Below are 16,246 nucleotides of genomic sequence, written 5' to 3'. Positions count from 1 at the left end.
CTAAAACGATCAGAGTGACCAATTCGTTAGCTTCATTGGATTCAACATCAGCCACACGTTCGTGACGCCTTCATCGCTGACGTCAAAGGTAACCATTCCGTATCGACTCCCCTCATTTCGAAGAATGTATCCGAGACCGTCAGCTGTGTCGCGTTGCTCAAGACGGAGGGCGGGCTGCTTGCGCATCACTCCCATGAACCACCGGGCTACATGATCCGACCCACGGATGACCTGAGGTGCGGCATTGACGAAGCCGCCGCCGTCTACTCGTAGTTCGACGTCTGGAGCCAACACGCGGAGCAGGTCCTCGATGTCCCCTCTGACAGTTGCACCACGGAATGCCCGAACAGCCTCATCATGCTGGTGGGGAGAAACCTGTGCGCGTCTTCCTTGTCGAACGTGGCGGCGTGCGGACGTTGCCAATTGCCTTGTTGCTGCTGCTGAACGACCTACGACCCCAGCAATCTCGTCAAACGGGAGACCAAACACGTCATGCAGCACGAACGTCACTCGCTCTGCTGGGGTCATGGCCTCGAGGACCGTCAGCAATGCCATGCTGACGGCATCATCGAGGGTGACGCGTTCGAGCGGATCAGCAGCGAGATGACTGGAGTTCAGTGGCGCAATGGCTGTGTCTGCAAAGAGGTCAACTGGAACTGGCTCCGGTAGCCATTGCCCGACGTACGTCTCCCGTCGCGCCCGCGCGGAACCCAGCAGGTCGAGTGAGATACGGCTCGCAACTCGAATCAGCCATGCTGCAGGCGCGGCAATTTCGTCGCGTTCCTCGGGCTCAAGGCGGTACCACCTCACATATGTCTCTTGCACGACGTCCTCGGCATCGGCCAGGGTGCCCATCATGCGAAAGGCTAGCGACAGCAGGCGATGCCGCTCCGCCATGATCGAATCGAGGGCACGTGATTCATCACGCTCGGCTTTTCCGAACTCCGCGGATTCGGCAGGAAGATCTTCCGACATGGGACACCCTTTCCCAATGGAGCGCAGCACGCCTAACCTATTGCTTGGCGGTCAGACGTTCCCGACTATCTCCACTATCGCATTCAGAAAGTGGGGATCCCTGCAATCGGGTACCGCACGGTGCCTGTCCGGTACGCGCCGCGCGGAACCATGGCCTCGAGGGGCTCCTGTCCGTCCACGGTCACAACCTCACGATCGTCTCCGCGATCGGCCAGAGTGGCACGGAAGAGGTCGTCGTGGTAGAAGCGGTCGGGTCCAGCGATCTCGACCACACTTCCCGGATCCAGCGTCGTGACAGCCTCGGCGAGCAGCTCGATGACTTCGTCCAGCTCGACGGGTTGGATGAATGACCTCGGAGCGAGAACCTTTCCGTCCACGGTGTGCTGGTCAATGAGGACAGGAATGTAGCTCTGGAACTGGGTGGCCCGAATGATGGTGGCGGGGATCGAAGCGGATCGCACGGCCTTCTCCTGCGCCACCTTACCGAGGTAGTACCCGATCTCAGATGCGTCTCCTTCCCCGACGCCGACAATGGAGAGCACGATGTGATGACGCACACCTGCCCGCTCGCCCTCCGCAGTCAGGTTTTTGATCGCTCCCTCGAAGAACGAGATTGCCCCCTCCGCATCAAAGCGGGGGGTGTTGAGGACGTTCACGATGGTGTCGACTCCGACGAGAGCCTCGGCGAGCCCCTTGCCCGAGATCACGTCGATCCCGTCCTCAAGTCCTCCCGAGACCACCTCGATGCCCTTGGCCTCCAGGTTGTCAGCAAGGCGGGACCCAACACGGCCGCGCCCACCAGCGATGAAAACCTTCATTTCCTCACTCCGTTCCGGGGCATCAGTCGCTGCCCTCACCAACATGACGACGCAGGCCGGAGAAATGTGAGGCTGCGAAGCAGGCATGCTGCTAGACCGTGTCCTATGTGGTGAGGCGGATGAGTCGCTTGTGGCAGCGCAGGGCGGCGGCGAGTCCGAGAAAGGCTAGTGCTCTGACCGCATAGGTTCGCCGGGTTTCATGCTGCTGGGGCGAGTGGGCGTCCGCTCCAGCGGATGCGCTTCTCGCTGCGGATGCGGGCGCGTTCTCGGCGTTGGGCGGTCAGGACGTCGGGGTGGCGGGCGTTGGTGTTGCGCCGGCGCAGGTAGGCGTGCAGGGCCCGGGTCTGGACGGTGTGGTTGGGGTGGTTCGAGTTGGCGATGGTGAACTGCCGCAGCGGTCCGAAGTGGGCTCTATCGGGTTCGCCCAGGACGCGTAGGTCGGGGTGAAGCACAGTTCGACCCGGTGCTTGGTCGCCCAGCGGCGGATCCGCTCGCCCTTGTGTGCGGACAGGTTTTGGCGGCGCCCTTCTTGCGCCGGTTGACGCCCCACAGGGTGTCGTCACCGATCGAGTACCAGCCGTGGAAGTACCGGACGCCGTGGGTGCGGTGGTAGGTCGCCGGCACCCGGTCGGGCTTGGTCTGCTCGGCCCAGCAGTTGCCGCCGGTTGGCCGGATGCCGAGCAGGCCGAACTCGTCGAACGCGAAAACACGGTCCGGGAAGCGTGTTCGATGCGGTCGAGCTTGGTGTCACGCTCGGGGTCCGGGGATTGCTTCCAGGTCTTGGTGCGCTGGAAGGTGATGCCGCGGCGCAAGAGCAGCCTTCGTAACGTCTCGCGGCCGATGCGGATCACGCGGCCGTGGACTTTCCGCAGATAGGCGGCGAGTTTCCGGAGGGACCAGCGGGTGAAGGGCCGGCCGGGTCTGGCCGGGCGGATGGTGGCCGTCTGGATGACGAAGTCCTCGTCGTCAGGACCGAGCAGGCGGGGACGGCCTCCCGCCCACTGAGGGTCCAGGCATGCCAGGCCGATCTCGTTGAACCGGTGGATCACGTCCCGGACGGTGTCCTCGTCGGCCTGGACCAGCTGCGCGATCACCGGCACCCGGTTCCCGTCCGCCGAAGCCAGCAGCATCATCGCCCGCCGGTAGCGCACCGAACTGGTACTGCCCCGGCGCACGATCTGCTGCAGCTTCTGCCCCTCCTGATCGGTCAGTCTGCGCACCCGCACAGGCTCAGCCACCGCACCTCCAGCAATCGGATCGAACGTCACCGCACATCCAACCGCCCCAACCGCCAACCCGGCGAACCTATGCGGTCACAGCACCTAGCCGAGCACGGAGAGGAGCTGGAGATTGGTGTGGCTCTCCGTGCCTGGCACCGCGGTGTAGACCAGGAGCCTTTGCGACTGGTCGGGGTCGACGAGCGTCTGGCAGTGCAGTTCCAGCAGTCCGACCTGCGGGTGCTGGAAGCGTTTCACCGCGCAGGAGGGGCCCAGCACGGGATGCCCGCGCCACAGCGCGGCGAAGTCCGGGCTGGCCTGGCGGAGCGCGTCGACGAGTTCGCCGACCGGAGAGTCGCCGCCGTCGCGGGTGTACGCGCCGTACAGGTCCGCCGCCATCAGCCGGCTCTGCTCGGGGACGTCACTCTCGGGCACCAGGCGGGAGGACGGATCGGTGAACCAGCGGTAGTGCGCGCTGCGCGCCCAGCCGGTGTAGGCCGTCTGGTCGCCGAGCAGCGCGACGGCCAGGCGGGTCTGCTTCAAGGTCTCGCCCAGGTGGTTCATCACCTGGGCCGGAGTGTCCTCCAGGCGGTCCAGGATGCGCAGCATGCCCGGGTTGAGGTGGTCGCCGCGGCGCACCCTGCGCGGCAGGGCATGACCGGCGAGCCGGAACAGGTGGTCGCGCTCCTCGAGCGACAGGCGCAGCCCGCGGGCGATCGCGGCGAGCATCTGCTCCGAGGGGTGGGGGCCGCGCGGCTGTTCCAGCCGGCTGTAGTAGTCGACCGACATGTCGCACAGGGCCGCCACCTCCTCGCGGCGCAGCCCGCCGGTGCGCCTGCGCCGCCCGCGCGGCAGGCCGATGTCCTCGGGCTGCAGGGCTTCACGGCGTGCCCGCAGGAACGCCGCCAGCCCGGCTCGGTCCGTCATGTGCCCTCCCGTCCTTTCGTCTGTCACGGGCCGCTCGGGCGCGGGCCGCCCACAACGCAGGGTAACTCCGCACCGCCGGCCCTCCCCGGTGGCGGCCGCGGGCCGCGGACGTCCCGGTGAGCGTCCGCGGCCACCAGCGGCCGCAGGTCAGCGGGTGATCGCCTTGGTCTCGAGGAACTCCTCAAGGCCGGCCCGGCCCATTTCCCGGCCGTTGCCGGACTGCTTGTAACCGCCGAACGGCGCCTGGAAATTGTGGGGCCCGCCGTTCACGTCGACCTGCCCGACCCGAAGACGCCGGGCGATCGCCACGGCGTGCTCCTCCTCGCCGGTGACGGCGCCGTTGAGTCCGTAGACCGTGTCGTTGGCGATCTCGACGGCGTGGTCGTCGTCGGTGTAGGGAATCACCACGAGAACGGGGCCGAAGATCTCCTCCTGGGCGATGGCGGAACCTGGGTCGACGTCGGCGAAGATCGTGGGCTTGACGTACGCGCCGGTCTCCAAGCCCTCGGGGCGGCCGGTGCCGCCGACGACGAGCGTGGCGCCGTCGGCGATGCCGCGACGGATGTAGCCGTCCACGCGCCGGCGCTGGTTCTCCGAGGCGAGCGGGCCGATACGGGTGCCCTCGTCGGCAGGGTCGCCGACGGTGTAAGCGACGGCGGCGGAGCGCAGCTTCTCGACGACGGTCTCCTGCAGGTGCCCGGGCACGAGCATCCGCGTGTAGGCGCCGCAGGCCTGACCGCCGTTGGCCCAGGCATAGGCCAGGCCGCGGTTGACGGCGAAGTCGAGGTCGGCGTCGGGAAGGATGATGTGTGCGGCCTTGCCGCCGAGCTCCAGTGCGACGCGCTTGACGGTCTCGGCAGCGGCGGCCGAGACACGCCTGCCGGCGGCCGTGGACCCGGTGAAGGACACCATGTCGATCTTCGGGTGCCGCGAGATGGCCTCGCCGACCACCGGCCCGGTGCCCTGCACGACGTTCAGCACACCGGCCGGCAGACCGGCCTCGGTGGCGATCTCCGCGAACATCCGGGCGCTCAACGGCGAGAGCTCCGACGGCTTGAGGACCACGGTGTTGCCGGCCAGCAAAGCCGGGACGACCTTGGTCACCAGCTGCTGGAGGGGGAAGTTCCACGGGGTGATGGCGCCCACCACGCCGATGGGCTCGCGGATGATCAGAGAGTTCTCCACCGTCTCGGTCCACTCGAACCGCTCGGCCGTCACGATCGCGGCAAGGGTCGACGCCACCGGGAAGCCGGCCTGCGCCTGACGCGAGAACGTGATCGGTGCGCCCATTTCCAGGGTGATCGTGGCGGCGATCTCCTCGGAGTGCTTCTGCATCCCTTCGGCCACGCGCCGGATCACGGCGATGCGGTCCTCGGTCTCCGTCGCCGACCAGACGGGAAAGGCGGCGAGCGCCGCGTCCACGGCCATGTCGACGTCCTCGGAAGTGCCCTGGGCAACGGTGGCGACCACGGAGTCGTCGGCCGGGTTGATGACGTCGATCAGCGGACCCGAACCGGGGACCGCGCGGCCGCCGATCCAATGGGACGGGGCCGGGAAGGGAACATCGGGGTTTTCGTTCATACCGCCAGACAACAGCGACTGCCGCGCGGCATCCATGCCCGGCCATACCCATGATGCGCGTCACTCCCGCTTGGGAGCACCTGGCTGAACGCGGTCAATGACCAAGTGGTCGGGACCGGCAGTGGTCGTGCCGGCATCCGCAGCGAGAAAGGCATCCGCTGGGGCGGACGAGCACGGGGCGGGTCGATGCCCTCGCGGGCGGCACGTTCGCGTACCTCCGCCGCGCGTTCGGCGTTGCGGCCGGATATGTCGCGCATGCTCGCATAGACGGTGTGTCCCGCGGAGGCGAGGGCGTGGGCGGCCAGCGCGCCGAACCCGGAGCTCGCACCGGTGACCCGGACGACGGAAGACACGGGGGACATGACGGATCTCCTCGGGCTGCCGGGGCCGGTCCCGGCGGCTGTGGCGTCCGGGTCCCGGATCGGGTGGGTGGCGCGAGGTGCGGGACATGCCGTGGGGCAGGCCGCGGTCGTGGTGCGGGGGCGACGAGGGGCGGGGAACCAACGTCCGGCGGGCAGCGCCGACGAGCCCGCGGTCCGGTGCCGGGAGCGGCCGTGCGGGGACGCGGCCGGCGGGTCAGGCCGCTCCTCCGTTGGCGAAGATCGTCTGGCCGTTGATCCAGCGGCCCGGGCCGGCCAGGAAGGAGACGACTTCGGCGACGTCCTGGGGGGAGCCGAGACGCTCGAGGGGGCTCAGCTTCGCGAACCGCTCTATGGACGCCTCGTCCTTGCCGTTCAGGAACAGGTCGGTGGCGATCGGGCCTGGCGCGACGGCGTTCACGGTGATGTCACGGCCGCGCAGCTCACGGGCCAGGACCAGACTGATGACCTCGACCGCACCCTTCGACGCGGCGTACGCGGCGTAGGTCGGCGTGGCGATCCGGGTCTGCGACGAGGACACGTTGATCACGGCGCCGCCCTCACGGAGCCTGCGGGCGGCCTGCTGGTTGACCACGAAGGTACCCCGGATGTTGGTGCGGTGCATGCGGTCCAGGGCGTCGAGGTCGAAGTCCGCTACGGTGTTGAGGATCATGAGGCCGGCCGAGTTGACCACCACGTCCACACCCCCGAACTCCCGCTCCGTGGCGTCGAAGAGCGCCAGGACTGCCTTCTCGTCGGCGACGTCGGCCCGCACCGCGAGCGCGGAACCACCGTTGGCGGCGATCTGCGCGACGGTCGCGTCGGCGTCCGCCTGGTTGCCGGCGTAGGCGATGACGACCGCCTGGCCGTCGGCGGCCAGGCGCAGCGCGACCTCGCGGCCGATGCCGCGGGAGCCGCCCGTGACGATTGCGACGCGGCGGGCGGTAGCGGTGGTGGTCTCGGTCATGGCGGTCTCCTGATCACGCGAGGGAGGCGACTCCTTCCGTCGCCCCGCTTCCGTCGATAACAGTGCCACGTTATCGACGGAAGCGCAAGCATCGATAACACCGATCTGTTATCGTCGTTCACGGTCTGCGGACGTCCACCTCGCACACTCCGAGGCCGCCACCCCTGTGCGGGGCGGCGGCCCGGGAACCAGCGGCCGTCACGCGTGGGCGTTCAGGCCGGGCCGGAGGTCAGCGGTAGCGACCACCGAAGAAGAAGGGGTCGAAGAGGTAGGGGCCGAAGAGGTAGGAGCCGAAGAAGCCGCGGTCGAAGCGGTAGTGGTCACGGTGGTGGCCCCGGCCGCCGTGGCCACGGTCGTAGCCCCGGCCGTGGTCGCCCGTGACGTGGGTACCGTGGGCGCGAACGAGATCCGGGGTGGCGGCGCCGGCAGCAGTGGCACCACCCAGCAGAACGGCAGAGGCCACGCCAAGAGCGGCCACAAAACGGGAAACACGCATGCTGACTCTCCTGTCTCGGCGGACACCGTGGCGGCGTCCGCAGGGTTCCGACATGGAGAGCCTGCGTCGAGGACTTCCGCGCCGCACGGCGGAATCCCGTCACACTCCGTCACTCGACGCGGCGTCAGATGCGGCGAACGGTGGACTCCGGAACGGGCTCACAGCGGCGAATGCCTGCTGATCACGGGCCCGAAGGGGCCTCAACCGTTCCAGCACGCACCGTAATCACGAACCGTCACGTCCGGACCTCCCGACGGGTGAATCCTCGTCACCGACAACGTACGCCAACCCGGCCCCCGTCCTCGGGGGCGACCCCGGCGGCAGCGGGCCCGGAGCGGACGCGGACCGTTCCGTCGCTGGTCACGGACTCAGGTGCCGCCGCGGTCGCGTGCTGCCCGAAGTCGCGGCGACACGCAAGCCCGGCCCCCCGCCGGAAGACGAAGGGCCCCGGCCCGCCCGGGCGGCGGGCACGGGGCTCCGACGAATCGTCAGACGGACGCCGACGTGACGTCAGCAGTCCTTCTCGCGCAGTGAGTGCAGGTACGCGCTCGACCTGCGGGCGAAGCTGAGGGAATCGGCCGGCGTGTCGTGCTCCGTCTGCCAGTGGTGGGCGAGGCGGCCGCCGTGCGTGCGCGTCACCTCCGAGATGAACCGCTGGTAGTCGATGTCGCCATCGCCGACGTCGACCATGCGGTAGCCGTCGCGGGCGGTGTCGTCGCGCTCACCGTCCTTGACGTGGAAGAGGGGGTAGCGGTCGGGCTGCTCGAGGACGTAGCGCAGCGGGTCGAAGGGGGCGGGGGTGCCGTCCGCCCGCTTGGAGAAACGGAACTGACCGGCGTAGGCCCAGTAGATGTCCATCTCCAGGTAGACGAGGTCGGGGTCGGTCTCGGCGAGGAGCACGTCGTACAGCCGCACGTTCGGGCGGTCGGTCGCGAACGAGAATTCCTCCGCGTGGTTGTGCTGGTAGAACTTCATGCCGCGGGCCTTGGCGGCGGCGCCGTACTCGTTGAACTCCTCGGCGCAGCGCTTCCAGCCGTCGACGGTGCTGCCGTAGCGCCAGGGGCCGGACGCGGTGCCGATGTGCTTCAGCCCGAGGGCCTGTGCGTCGTCGAGGACCCTCGTCAGGTTCTGGGCGAAGGTGTAGGCGCCCGGGTCCCCGTCGTTGTAGTAGCCGACGTGGCTGCCGATCGCGCGCAGTCCGTGGTCCTCGGCGAGCCGGCGCAGCTGGGCCAGCGTGATGGCGCCCGCGGAGCCCTGGGTGTAGCCGGCGTACTCGATCTCGTCGTAGCCGTACTTCTCGAGTTCGGCGAAGACGGGGGCGAAGCCGAGGGTGGAGACCTTGTCCCGCAGCGAGTACAGCTGGATGCCGAGGCGGCCGGGAGGCAGGACGGGACGGCCGTGGCCCTTGCCGTGGGCGCCGGCCGTGGGGGCGGTCACTCCGAGCAGCGCGGCGGCGGTGGCCCCGGCGGCGACACCGAGCATGCCCCGTCTGCTCAGCTTGCGGCTGAGCTCCGGGTCGGGGGTGCTGTTACGACGCGTGCTGGTCATTGTGGATAACTCCTTGACGTCGGTGACGTGTGGTTCAGTGGAGTCCTGCCAGGCGCAGGAGCAGGGACTTCACTTCGGTGGCCGCGACGCGGCCACCGACGGCACGGGGGATGGAGCAGAGGATGAGCGGACCTTCGTCGTCGCTCGCCGGGAGGCGGCCGTGGCTGCCGCGAATAGGCGAGGGGTCGAGCGGCACGACCGCCATGCGGTAGCGCATGCCGAGCTTCTTGCGGGCCAGGGCCGCGGCGGCCTTGACGCGGACGTAGGGGTCCGCGGGGTCCATGAACAGCTCGACGGGGTCGTAGCCGGGTTTGCGGTGGATCTCGACGAGCCGGGCGAAGTCGGGTGCCCTGTCGTCGTCGAGCCAGTAGTAGTACGTGAACCAGGCGTCCGGGTCCGCGACGGCGACGAGCTCGCCGGAACGCGGGTGGTCCAGGCCGTGGCGCTTCTTGCCCTCGTCGTCGAGGAGTTCGGCGATGCCGGGCAGGGTGGCGAGGACCTTGCGGGTGGCTTCGAGGTCCTGGGAACGGCGCACGTACACGTGGGCGATCTGGTGGTCGGCGACCGCGAACGCGCGGGAGGCCATCGGGTCCAGGTACTCCATGCCGTCCTGGGTGTGGACCTCCAGCAGTCCGGCGCGCCGCAGCTCGCGGTTGATGTCGACGGGACGGCTGACCGGTGTGATGGCGTACTCGGAGAGCGCCACCACCGTGCGGCCCTCCCGGCGCGCGTCGTCGAGGAGCGGGGCCAGGGCCTCGTCCAGCTCGGTGGCCGCGCGGCGGGAGCGGGGATCGTCGGGACCGAAGCGCTGCAGGTCGTAGTCGAGGTGCGGGAGGTAGCAGAGGGCGAGGTCGGGTGTGCGGGTGCGCAGGATGTGCCGGGTGGCGTCGATGATCCAGCGGCTGGAGACGATGTCGGCGCCGGGGCCCCAGAAGTGGAAGAGGGGGAAGGTTCCGAAGGCGTCGGTGAGCTCGTCGTGGAGTTCGGGGGGCCGGGTGTAGCAGTCGGGTTCCTTGCGGCCGTCGGCGTAGTAGACGGGGCGTGGGGTGACCGTGACGTCGGTGTCGGCGCCCATGGCGTACCACCAGCAGATGTTGGCCACGGTGTAGCCGGGGTGGGCACGGCGGGCCGCGTCCCACAGCTTGTCGCCGGCGACGAGACCGTTGTGCTGGCGCCACAGCAGGACGTCGCCGAGTTCGCGGAAGTACCAGCCATTGCCGACGATGCCGTGCTCGGCGGGCGGCGCACCGGTGAGGAAGGTGGACTGGGCGGCGCAGGTCACCGCGGGCAGGACGGTGCCGAGGGGCGCCTGCGTGCCGGTGTCCGCGAGTCGTTTCAGATGCGGCATGTGGTCCAGGAGCCGGGGGGTGAGGCCGACGACGTCGAGGACGAGTAGGGGGGCCGGCCCGGCGGTGTCGGTCATGGGAGTTCCTTTAGGCCGAGGTCGTGGAGGAGGTCGCGGGCGAGGCCGAGTTCCGCGGCGATGCCGTCGGCGAGCTGGGCTCGGGTGCGCGGGCGCAGCTCGGCGGGGAGTGCCTGCCAGGTGTAGGTCTCCACTTCGAGGTGGTGGGTCAGCGGGACCGGCCCGCCGACGAGGCGGGCGAGGGCGTCCTTCAGGACGGGAACGGTGGAGGTGAGCGGAGGCGCGGGCGGTGCGTGCAGTGGGACGTGGAAATGGGCGCGCCAGGGTGCGCCGGTGGGGAGTGGCCCCTCGGTGAGCGCCTGGTGGAGGTCGTCGGTGCCGTGCAGGCCGCCGGCGGTGCGGGCGCGCGTCTGGTGGAGGAAGCGGGGTTCGTTGAAGGCGCCGAGCGCATCGCGTACGTCCCGCAGGTGCGGGTGTTCGGCGTGCAGGGCGGCGGAGAGCTGGACCTTGGGGATGGTGATGCCCGCGGCGGTGAGCGCGTCCAGCGCGGCGGCGGGTTCTTCGAAGGAGGTGGCGAGATGGCAGGTGTCGACGCACAACCCGATCCGGGGGTGGGCGATCGCGGTGAGGGGCTCTATCGCGTCCGCGGTGGTCTCGACGATGCAGCCCGGTTCGGGTTCCAGGGCGATCCTGATGGACTTGCCGGAGAGCTCGGCCAGCGCGTCCAGCCGTCCGGCGAGGGTGGTGAGGGCAGTCCTGGCGGTCCGCGCGGCGCGGTCGTCCCAGAGGGTGCGCCAGGCGAGAGGGAGGGTGGAGATCGACCCTTCGGTGACGTCGGCGGGGAGCAGGGCGGCGAGGAGGTCGGCGAGGCCGCTGGTGTAGGCGAGCCGTTCCGGTTCGGTCCAGTCCGGCCGGTAGACGCGGTACTTGACCTCTGCGGCGCCGAAGCCCTGGTAGGGGAAGCCGTTGAGGGTGACGACCTCGAGGCCGCGGCGGTCGAGCGCGGTGCGCAGCCCGCGCAGTGCCGCCGGATCGGTGTGGAGGGCGTGTGCGGCGTCCTTGGCGAGCCACAACCCGATGCCGAGGCGGTCGCGGCCGAGCCGTTTGCGGACCGGTTCGCAGTGGTCGCGGAGCTGCGAGAGCACTCCCTCGAGCGTCTCCGCGGGATGGACGTTGGTGCAGTAGGCCAGGTGGACGACGGAGCCGTCGGGGTGCCGGAAGCGCATGGGTGCCGCCTCCTCATTCCCCGCCGCGAAGGATGGAGTTGCCCTCGTGCAGGTCCCGCGGGGCGGGGACGTCGAGCTGCAGCTTGCCGCTGCGGCCGTAGAAGGCGACGGGGTTGCGCCACAGGACCTGGTCGACTTCGTCGGCGGTGAAGCCGGCGGCGAGCATGGCGTCGGCCGTCCTGCGGGTTTTGAGTGGGTCGCTCTTCCCCCAGTCGGCGGCGGAGTTGACCAGCATCTTCTCGGTGCCGTGGGCCTTCAGCACGGCGACCATGCGGTCCTCGTCCATCTTGGTGTCGGGGTAGATGGAGAAGCCGAGCCAGCAGCCGCTGTCGGCGGCCTCCTTCACCGTGGTCTCGTTCAGGTGGTCGAGCAGGACGTGCTCGGGGTCGAGCGACGACTCGCGGACGACGTCGATCGTGCGCCGCATCCCGGCGAGTTTGTCGCGGTGCGGGGTGTGGACCAGGGCGGGCAGTCCGTGGTCGGCGGCGAGCTGGAGCTGGGTGGCGAGGGCGGTGTCCTCGGCGGGGGTCATCGAGTCGTAGCCGATCTCGCCGACGGCGACGACGTTGTCCTTGACGAGGAAGCGGGGCAGCGCCTCGAGGACGGGGAGGCAGCGCGGGTCGTTCGCTTCCTTGGGGTTCAGCGCGACGGTGCAGTGGTGGGCGATGCCGTACTGAGCGGCCCGGAAGGGTTCCCAGCCAAGGAGGGAGTCGAAGTAGTCGAAGAAGGACTCCGGAGAGGTGCGGGGCTGACCGAGCCAGAAGGAGGGTTCGACCAGGGCGCGGACACCGGCGGCGTACATGGCCTCGTAGTCGTCCGTGGTTCGGGAGGTCATGTGGATGTGGGGGTCGAAGATGCGCATCAGGACTCCTCCGTCCGGGACGTCAGGGCGAGGACGCGGTGGAGGTCCGCGGGGACGGAGCGGCCCGCGGCGGTGCGTTCGGCGGCGTAGTCGCCGAGCATGCGGGCCAGTTCCGCGTCACCGCGCGCTCGTTGCTCGAGCCCGGCGGCCGCGTCCACCGGCACCCCGGTGAACAGGCACTTGAGGAGGGCGTGACGCCAGGTGTGCGGGTCGAGGTGCTCGGCGGCGTAGGGGCCGACGGCGGCGGCGACGAGCCCCGTGTCGTTGGTGCGCAGGGCGTCCTCGACCAGGGGCACCCCGTCGGCGGGGCCCGGCGCGAGGTGCGTCAGCGCGAGGAGGACGGCACGGCGCTCCGCGGCGGTGCCGTGGCGGTACAGGCGGGTCAGGGTGGCGGCGCCGGCGCGGGCCTCCCGCAGGAGCAGCACGCGGACGGCGTCGGCGTGCTGCTGGCCGCAGTGGCGGCCCGCCGAGGCGAAGCGCTGTTCCCAGGCGGGCACGGAGGAGGTCGCTGTGGGGGTGGCGTCGTTCGTGGCGCCACCGCGGGCGGCTTCGGCTTCGGCTTCGGCGAGGGCCGCGTCCAGCCAGGCGCGGGCGGTCTCGCCGAGACGGCCGTGGAGGCCCTCGCGGGTGGGTGTCGTCATGCCGTGGCTCCGTTCGTGGGGGTGTGGGAGCGCAGGAAGTCGAGTGAGGTGCGGGCGAGTTCGGGTCCGGCGTGGGAGTGGCGGGGAAGTTCGACGACGGTCAGTCCCTGGTAGCCGCTGTCCGTCAGGGCCTGGAGGACGGGCGGGAAGTCGATCTCCCCGTCGCCGAAGGGGAGGTGTTCGTGGACGCCGCGGCGCATGTCCTCGATCTGCACGTGGCGCAGCCAGGGAGCGGCCTGCTTGACGCAGTCCGCGGGGGGCGCCGGTTCCAGGCACTGGCAGTGGCCGATGTCGAGGGTCAGTCCGAGCGGTTCGGGGTCACCCAGCAGCCCGCGCAGGTGGTGGAAGTCGTCGAGGCAGGCCAGCAGGTGCCCGGGCTCGGGCTCGACCGCGAGCGGGATCCCGGCGGCGGACGCGGCGTCGAGGACGGGCGCGAGGGCGCCTTCGAGTCGCTGCCAGGCGGTGGCGGGCGACGTGCCGGCGGGGGTGATCCCGCTGAAGCAGTGCACAGCGTGGGCCCCGAGGTCGGCGGCTACCTGGACGGCGCGCTCGAGCAGCCGGGTGCGGGCGGCGCGGGCGTCGGGGTCCGGGTCGAGCAGGGAGGGGCCGTGCTTGCGGCGCGGGTCGAGGACGTAGCGGGCGCCGGTCTCGACGGTGACCTCGAGGCCGAGGGCGGCCAGCCGTCGCGCGAGGCGGTGGGTACGGGCGGCGAGGTCGGGTGCGAGGGGGTCGAGGTGCATGTGGTCGAGGGTGAGTCCGACGCCGTCGTAGCCGAGGTCGGTGAGGAGGGCGAGGGCGTCGTCGAGGCGGAGGTCGGTGAGGCCGTTGGTTCCGTAGCCGAGACGCAGGCTCATGTGGGGCTCACCTTTCTGGCGACCCGGCGGGCGACGGGGCCGAGGGCGAGGACGGCCGCCGCGGAGGCCCCCGAGCCGCAGCGGGCCGCCAGGGCGGCCTGCAGCGGGATCATGGCGCGGATCCCGCCGCCGACGGCGCGTTGGGTGAGCAGCGGGGAAGGGTTGAGAGCCGCGTGCAGGAAGGGGGTGAGCGCGGTGGCGGCATAGACGGTGGAGGCCAGTGCCGTCATCACGTGGGGCAGGGCCGGTGGTCGCTCCGTCCCCGGGGCCGGTCGCCCAGGTCGGCCACCGCCCGCCCCGTGCCGGGCGGTGGCCGACGGCGGACGTGCGGACGCGCGCGGGAGGCGCGGCGTCCGGGTGGCGTCCGTCGTGACGGCGGCGATCGCCGTGGTGGTGACCAGGGCGGCGAGCGGTGCCGTGCTGGAGCCGCCCCGCGTCTCGTGGCGGGAGACGGTGGTGACCGCGTAGGTGTGCGCGCCGAGCAGGGCGGCGTGGGGCAGCGCGGCACCGAGTGCCCGGGGACGGGTGGCCGTCGCGCCGAGCACGAGGTCGAGGGCGCGTGCCGCGGCCATGGCCGCCGGGCCCCCCGCAGTGTGCTTCAGGCGCAGGTCGTACGCCCAGACCGTCACCGCGAGGGTGGTGGCCAGGGCGAGCGGGGCACGTCCCGCGCGGGCCGCGAGCGCCAGGCCGGCCGCGGTGAGCCCTCCGGCGGCCGTCAGGGCGGCAACAGGGCTGATCCGGCCCGACGGGAGGGGACGGTGGGGGCGGTCGGCGGCGTCCTCGTCGCGGTCGGCCCAGTCGTTGAGCGCCATGCCCGCGTGGTAGAGGCACAGGGAGCTGCCGATGGCGAGGAACGTTCCGCGACCAGGGCCCCGTCCGGTGGCGGCGGCACCCGCGAGGGCGTCGCCCGGGACGGTGAACAGGGCGGAGACGCGCAGCAGTTCGGCCCAGTCCCACAGCCGGGGGGCCGGTGCGGGCCGTTCCGCCCTGGCGTCGCCCGCGGTGTCGGCTACGACGTCGGCCTTCTCGGCGCTTCCGCTCCCGCCCGGGGCGGCCCCCTCCTCCGCCCCGGGCCGGTGGGTGCCACGCGCCCCGTCCCGAGGGACGCTGCCGCCCGCCACGCCGCGCGGAGGGCGGCGCGTGGCGAGCGCCGTCACGACGCCCAGGGCCGCCACGACGGCCAGGACCCGCCGTCGCCCCGCTCCCGGAGCCCTCACCGGGGCTCCCCCAGGCGAGACTCCCCCAGGCGGGACTCCCCCAGCCTGGCGGCAAGGGCCAGCAGCTCCCCGTACTGCTCGGAGAGCGCCGCGGGGGCGCCCGGGTCGGGGTCCTTGAAGTAGAAGCCCAGTTCCGGGAGGGGGCCGGTCAGACCGGCCTCGTGAGCGCGGGCCGCGAAGCGGGCGAGGTCGAGGACGAGCGGGGCGGCCAGGGCGGAGTCGCACCCCTGCCAGGTGGTCTGCAGGACCATCCGGGTGCCCAGGAATCCGTCGAAGGCGATGTGGTCCCAGGCCGTCTTCCAGTCGCCGAGGGCCGGGACGTCGTCGATGTGGACCTCGCCCTCGGGGGTGGTGCCGAGGGCGTCGGCGAGGACGCGTTCCTTGCCGGCGTTCTTGGCCGCGGCGGCCGCGGGGTCGGCGAGTACCGCCCCGTCGCCCCCGCCGAGCAGGTTGGTGCCGGACCAGGCGCGCACCGTCAGGGCGCGTTGTACGAACATCGGGGCGAGGACGGAGCGGAGCAGGGTCTGCCCGGTCTTGCCGTCCCGTCCCGCGAAGGGGAGGCCGCGGGCCGCGGCCGCCTCGGCGAGGGCCCGGGTCCGTATCCCGGTGGAGGGGGTGAAGTTCACGTAGGCGCATCCGGCCTCGATCGCCGCCGTGGCGTAGAGGGAGCTCGCCGGTAGCCGGTCGCTCCCTGGCTCGGGGACGGGCTCGGTGGAGGCGACGTTGACGACGACGGTCCTGGCCAGGTCGTTGCGGCGGGTGAAGGCGGTGATGTCCGCGGCGAATGCCGCGATCAGCTCCTCGTCGCCGCGCCTGTCGCCAGGGAGCGGGCCGCCGGTGCGGATCTCCCGGTCCGCGGCGGCCAGTTCGGCGCGGAGGGCGGCGGGCAGGCCGTGCGGCAGCACACCGCCCTCCGCGAGCTGTTCCGCCCGCTTGCCCAGCGGGCAGGCGGCCGTGTCGTGGCCGCCGAAGACCAGGGACGGCAGCGGTGGGAGCCCCGCCGCGGCGAAGGGAGCGGTCTCGCTCACCATGCCGGTCGCCGGGTGAAGTCCGGCGGTGACCGCCGCGCATCCGGCGACGGCGGTGGTGGCGACGGAGCCGCGGGCTCCGATGAGCCACACTCCGGTGCGCGCGGGCGACTGGTTGTCCGATGCCGGTGCCGCGGCGGGCGGGTTCGTCACGACTGCCTCCCTGG

General features: G+C 71.1%; 14 protein-coding genes and 1 pseudogene. All 15 read right to left on the bottom strand.

What is annotated here, in order from left to right:
• Positions 1 to 9: 9 nt before the first annotated feature.
• On the bottom strand, positions 10 to 975 hold the full coding sequence (gene sigJ, locus AC3EUJ_RS17760) for an RNA polymerase sigma factor SigJ (RefSeq protein WP_431962351.1): 966 nt from the start codon (positions 973 to 975) through the stop codon (positions 10 to 12).
• Between the two features lie 83 nt (positions 976 to 1,058).
• Entirely contained in the window at positions 1,059 to 1,793 is a 735-nt protein-coding gene (locus tag AC3EUJ_RS17755; RefSeq protein WP_431962349.1) for an SDR family oxidoreductase, read from the bottom strand.
• A gap of 197 nt (positions 1,794 to 1,990) precedes the next feature.
• Positions 1,991 to 3,031: pseudogene (locus AC3EUJ_RS17750) on the bottom strand (helix-turn-helix domain-containing protein).
• An 84-nt stretch (positions 3,032 to 3,115) separates the two neighbouring features.
• On the bottom strand, positions 3,116 to 3,937 hold the full coding sequence (locus AC3EUJ_RS17745) for a helix-turn-helix transcriptional regulator (protein ID WP_431962347.1): 822 nt from the start codon (positions 3,935 to 3,937) through the stop codon (positions 3,116 to 3,118).
• A gap of 147 nt (positions 3,938 to 4,084) precedes the next feature.
• Complete coding sequence (locus tag AC3EUJ_RS17740; protein ID WP_431962345.1) at positions 4,085 to 5,518, bottom strand: aldehyde dehydrogenase family protein; 1,434 nt, start codon at positions 5,516 to 5,518, stop codon at positions 4,085 to 4,087.
• Positions 5,519 to 6,094: 576 nt separating this feature from the next.
• A complete protein-coding gene (locus tag AC3EUJ_RS17735) occupies positions 6,095 to 6,844 on the bottom strand; it encodes an SDR family oxidoreductase (protein WP_431962343.1) in 750 nt (249 codons plus the stop codon).
• A 229-nt stretch (positions 6,845 to 7,073) separates the two neighbouring features.
• Positions 7,074 to 7,340, bottom strand: a complete 267-nt coding sequence (locus AC3EUJ_RS17730) for a hypothetical protein (RefSeq protein WP_431962341.1) — start codon at positions 7,338 to 7,340, stop codon at positions 7,074 to 7,076.
• Positions 7,341 to 7,850: 510 nt separating this feature from the next.
• On the bottom strand, positions 7,851 to 8,888 hold the full coding sequence (locus AC3EUJ_RS17725) for a sugar phosphate isomerase/epimerase family protein (protein ID WP_431962339.1): 1,038 nt from the start codon (positions 8,886 to 8,888) through the stop codon (positions 7,851 to 7,853).
• A 34-nt stretch (positions 8,889 to 8,922) separates the two neighbouring features.
• The gene (locus AC3EUJ_RS17720) at positions 8,923 to 10,311 is read right to left on the bottom strand and encodes an alkaline phosphatase family protein (protein ID WP_431962337.1); all 1,389 of its coding nucleotides are present in this window, start codon (positions 10,309 to 10,311) and stop codon (positions 8,923 to 8,925) included.
• Entirely contained in the window at positions 10,308 to 11,477 is a 1,170-nt protein-coding gene (eboE, locus tag AC3EUJ_RS17715; protein ID WP_431962335.1) for a metabolite traffic protein EboE, read from the bottom strand. The genes AC3EUJ_RS17720 and eboE overlap by 4 nt, the downstream gene beginning before the upstream one ends.
• 13 nt (positions 11,478 to 11,490) lie before the next feature.
• Positions 11,491 to 12,339, bottom strand: coding sequence for a TatD family hydrolase (locus AC3EUJ_RS17710; protein WP_431962333.1), 849 nt, complete (start codon positions 12,337 to 12,339; stop codon positions 11,491 to 11,493).
• A complete protein-coding gene (locus AC3EUJ_RS17705) occupies positions 12,339 to 12,980 on the bottom strand; it encodes an EboA domain-containing protein (protein WP_431962331.1) in 642 nt (213 codons plus the stop codon). Before AC3EUJ_RS17705 ends, AC3EUJ_RS17710 begins: the two co-directional genes overlap by 1 nt.
• Entirely contained in the window at positions 12,977 to 13,834 is an 858-nt protein-coding gene (locus tag AC3EUJ_RS17700) for a sugar phosphate isomerase/epimerase family protein (RefSeq protein ID WP_431962329.1), read from the bottom strand. The genes AC3EUJ_RS17705 and AC3EUJ_RS17700 overlap by 4 nt, the downstream gene beginning before the upstream one ends.
• Positions 13,831 to 15,051 (bottom strand): SCO3242 family prenyltransferase, encoded by a 1,221-nt coding sequence (locus AC3EUJ_RS17695; protein ID WP_431962327.1) that lies wholly within the window; start codon positions 15,049 to 15,051, stop codon positions 13,831 to 13,833. The genes AC3EUJ_RS17700 and AC3EUJ_RS17695 overlap by 4 nt, the downstream gene beginning before the upstream one ends.
• Positions 15,048 to 16,232, bottom strand: a complete 1,185-nt coding sequence (locus AC3EUJ_RS17690) for an inositol-3-phosphate synthase (protein ID WP_431962325.1) — start codon at positions 16,230 to 16,232, stop codon at positions 15,048 to 15,050. The genes AC3EUJ_RS17695 and AC3EUJ_RS17690 overlap by 4 nt, the downstream gene beginning before the upstream one ends.
• Positions 16,233 to 16,246: the final 14 nt, after the last annotated feature.

The organism is Actinacidiphila sp. bgisy160 (assembly GCF_057707815.1).
The sequence above is the reverse complement of the archived record's forward strand: the minus strand, read 5'-3'. Positions and strand labels throughout refer to the sequence as shown.

Excerpts from the sequence above, each read along its gene's own strand:
- sigJ (WP_431962351.1), bottom strand. The coding sequence starts at position 975 with ATGTCGGAAGATCTTCCTGCCGAATCCGCGGAGTTCGGAAAAGCCGAG.
- AC3EUJ_RS17755 (WP_431962349.1), bottom strand. The coding sequence starts at position 1,793 with ATGAAGGTTTTCATCGCTGGTGGGCGCGGCCGTGTTGGGTCCCGCCTT.
- AC3EUJ_RS17745 (WP_431962347.1), bottom strand. The coding sequence starts at position 3,937 with ATGACGGACCGAGCCGGGCTGGCGGCGTTCCTGCGGGCACGCCGTGAA.
- AC3EUJ_RS17740 (WP_431962345.1), bottom strand. The coding sequence starts at position 5,518 with ATGAACGAAAACCCCGATGTTCCCTTCCCGGCCCCGTCCCATTGGATC.
- AC3EUJ_RS17735 (WP_431962343.1), bottom strand. The coding sequence starts at position 6,844 with ATGACCGAGACCACCACCGCTACCGCCCGCCGCGTCGCAATCGTCACG.
- AC3EUJ_RS17730 (WP_431962341.1), bottom strand. The coding sequence starts at position 7,340 with ATGCGTGTTTCCCGTTTTGTGGCCGCTCTTGGCGTGGCCTCTGCCGTT.
- AC3EUJ_RS17725 (WP_431962339.1), bottom strand. The coding sequence starts at position 8,888 with ATGACCAGCACGCGTCGTAACAGCACCCCCGACCCGGAGCTCAGCCGC.
- AC3EUJ_RS17720 (WP_431962337.1), bottom strand. The coding sequence starts at position 10,311 with ATGACCGACACCGCCGGGCCGGCCCCCCTACTCGTCCTCGACGTCGTC.
- eboE (WP_431962335.1), bottom strand. The coding sequence starts at position 11,477 with ATGCGCTTCCGGCACCCCGACGGCTCCGTCGTCCACCTGGCCTACTGC.
- AC3EUJ_RS17710 (WP_431962333.1), bottom strand. The coding sequence starts at position 12,339 with ATGCGCATCTTCGACCCCCACATCCACATGACCTCCCGAACCACGGAC.
- AC3EUJ_RS17705 (WP_431962331.1), bottom strand. The coding sequence starts at position 12,980 with ATGACGACACCCACCCGCGAGGGCCTCCACGGCCGTCTCGGCGAGACC.
- AC3EUJ_RS17700 (WP_431962329.1), bottom strand. The coding sequence starts at position 13,834 with ATGAGCCTGCGTCTCGGCTACGGAACCAACGGCCTCACCGACCTCCGC.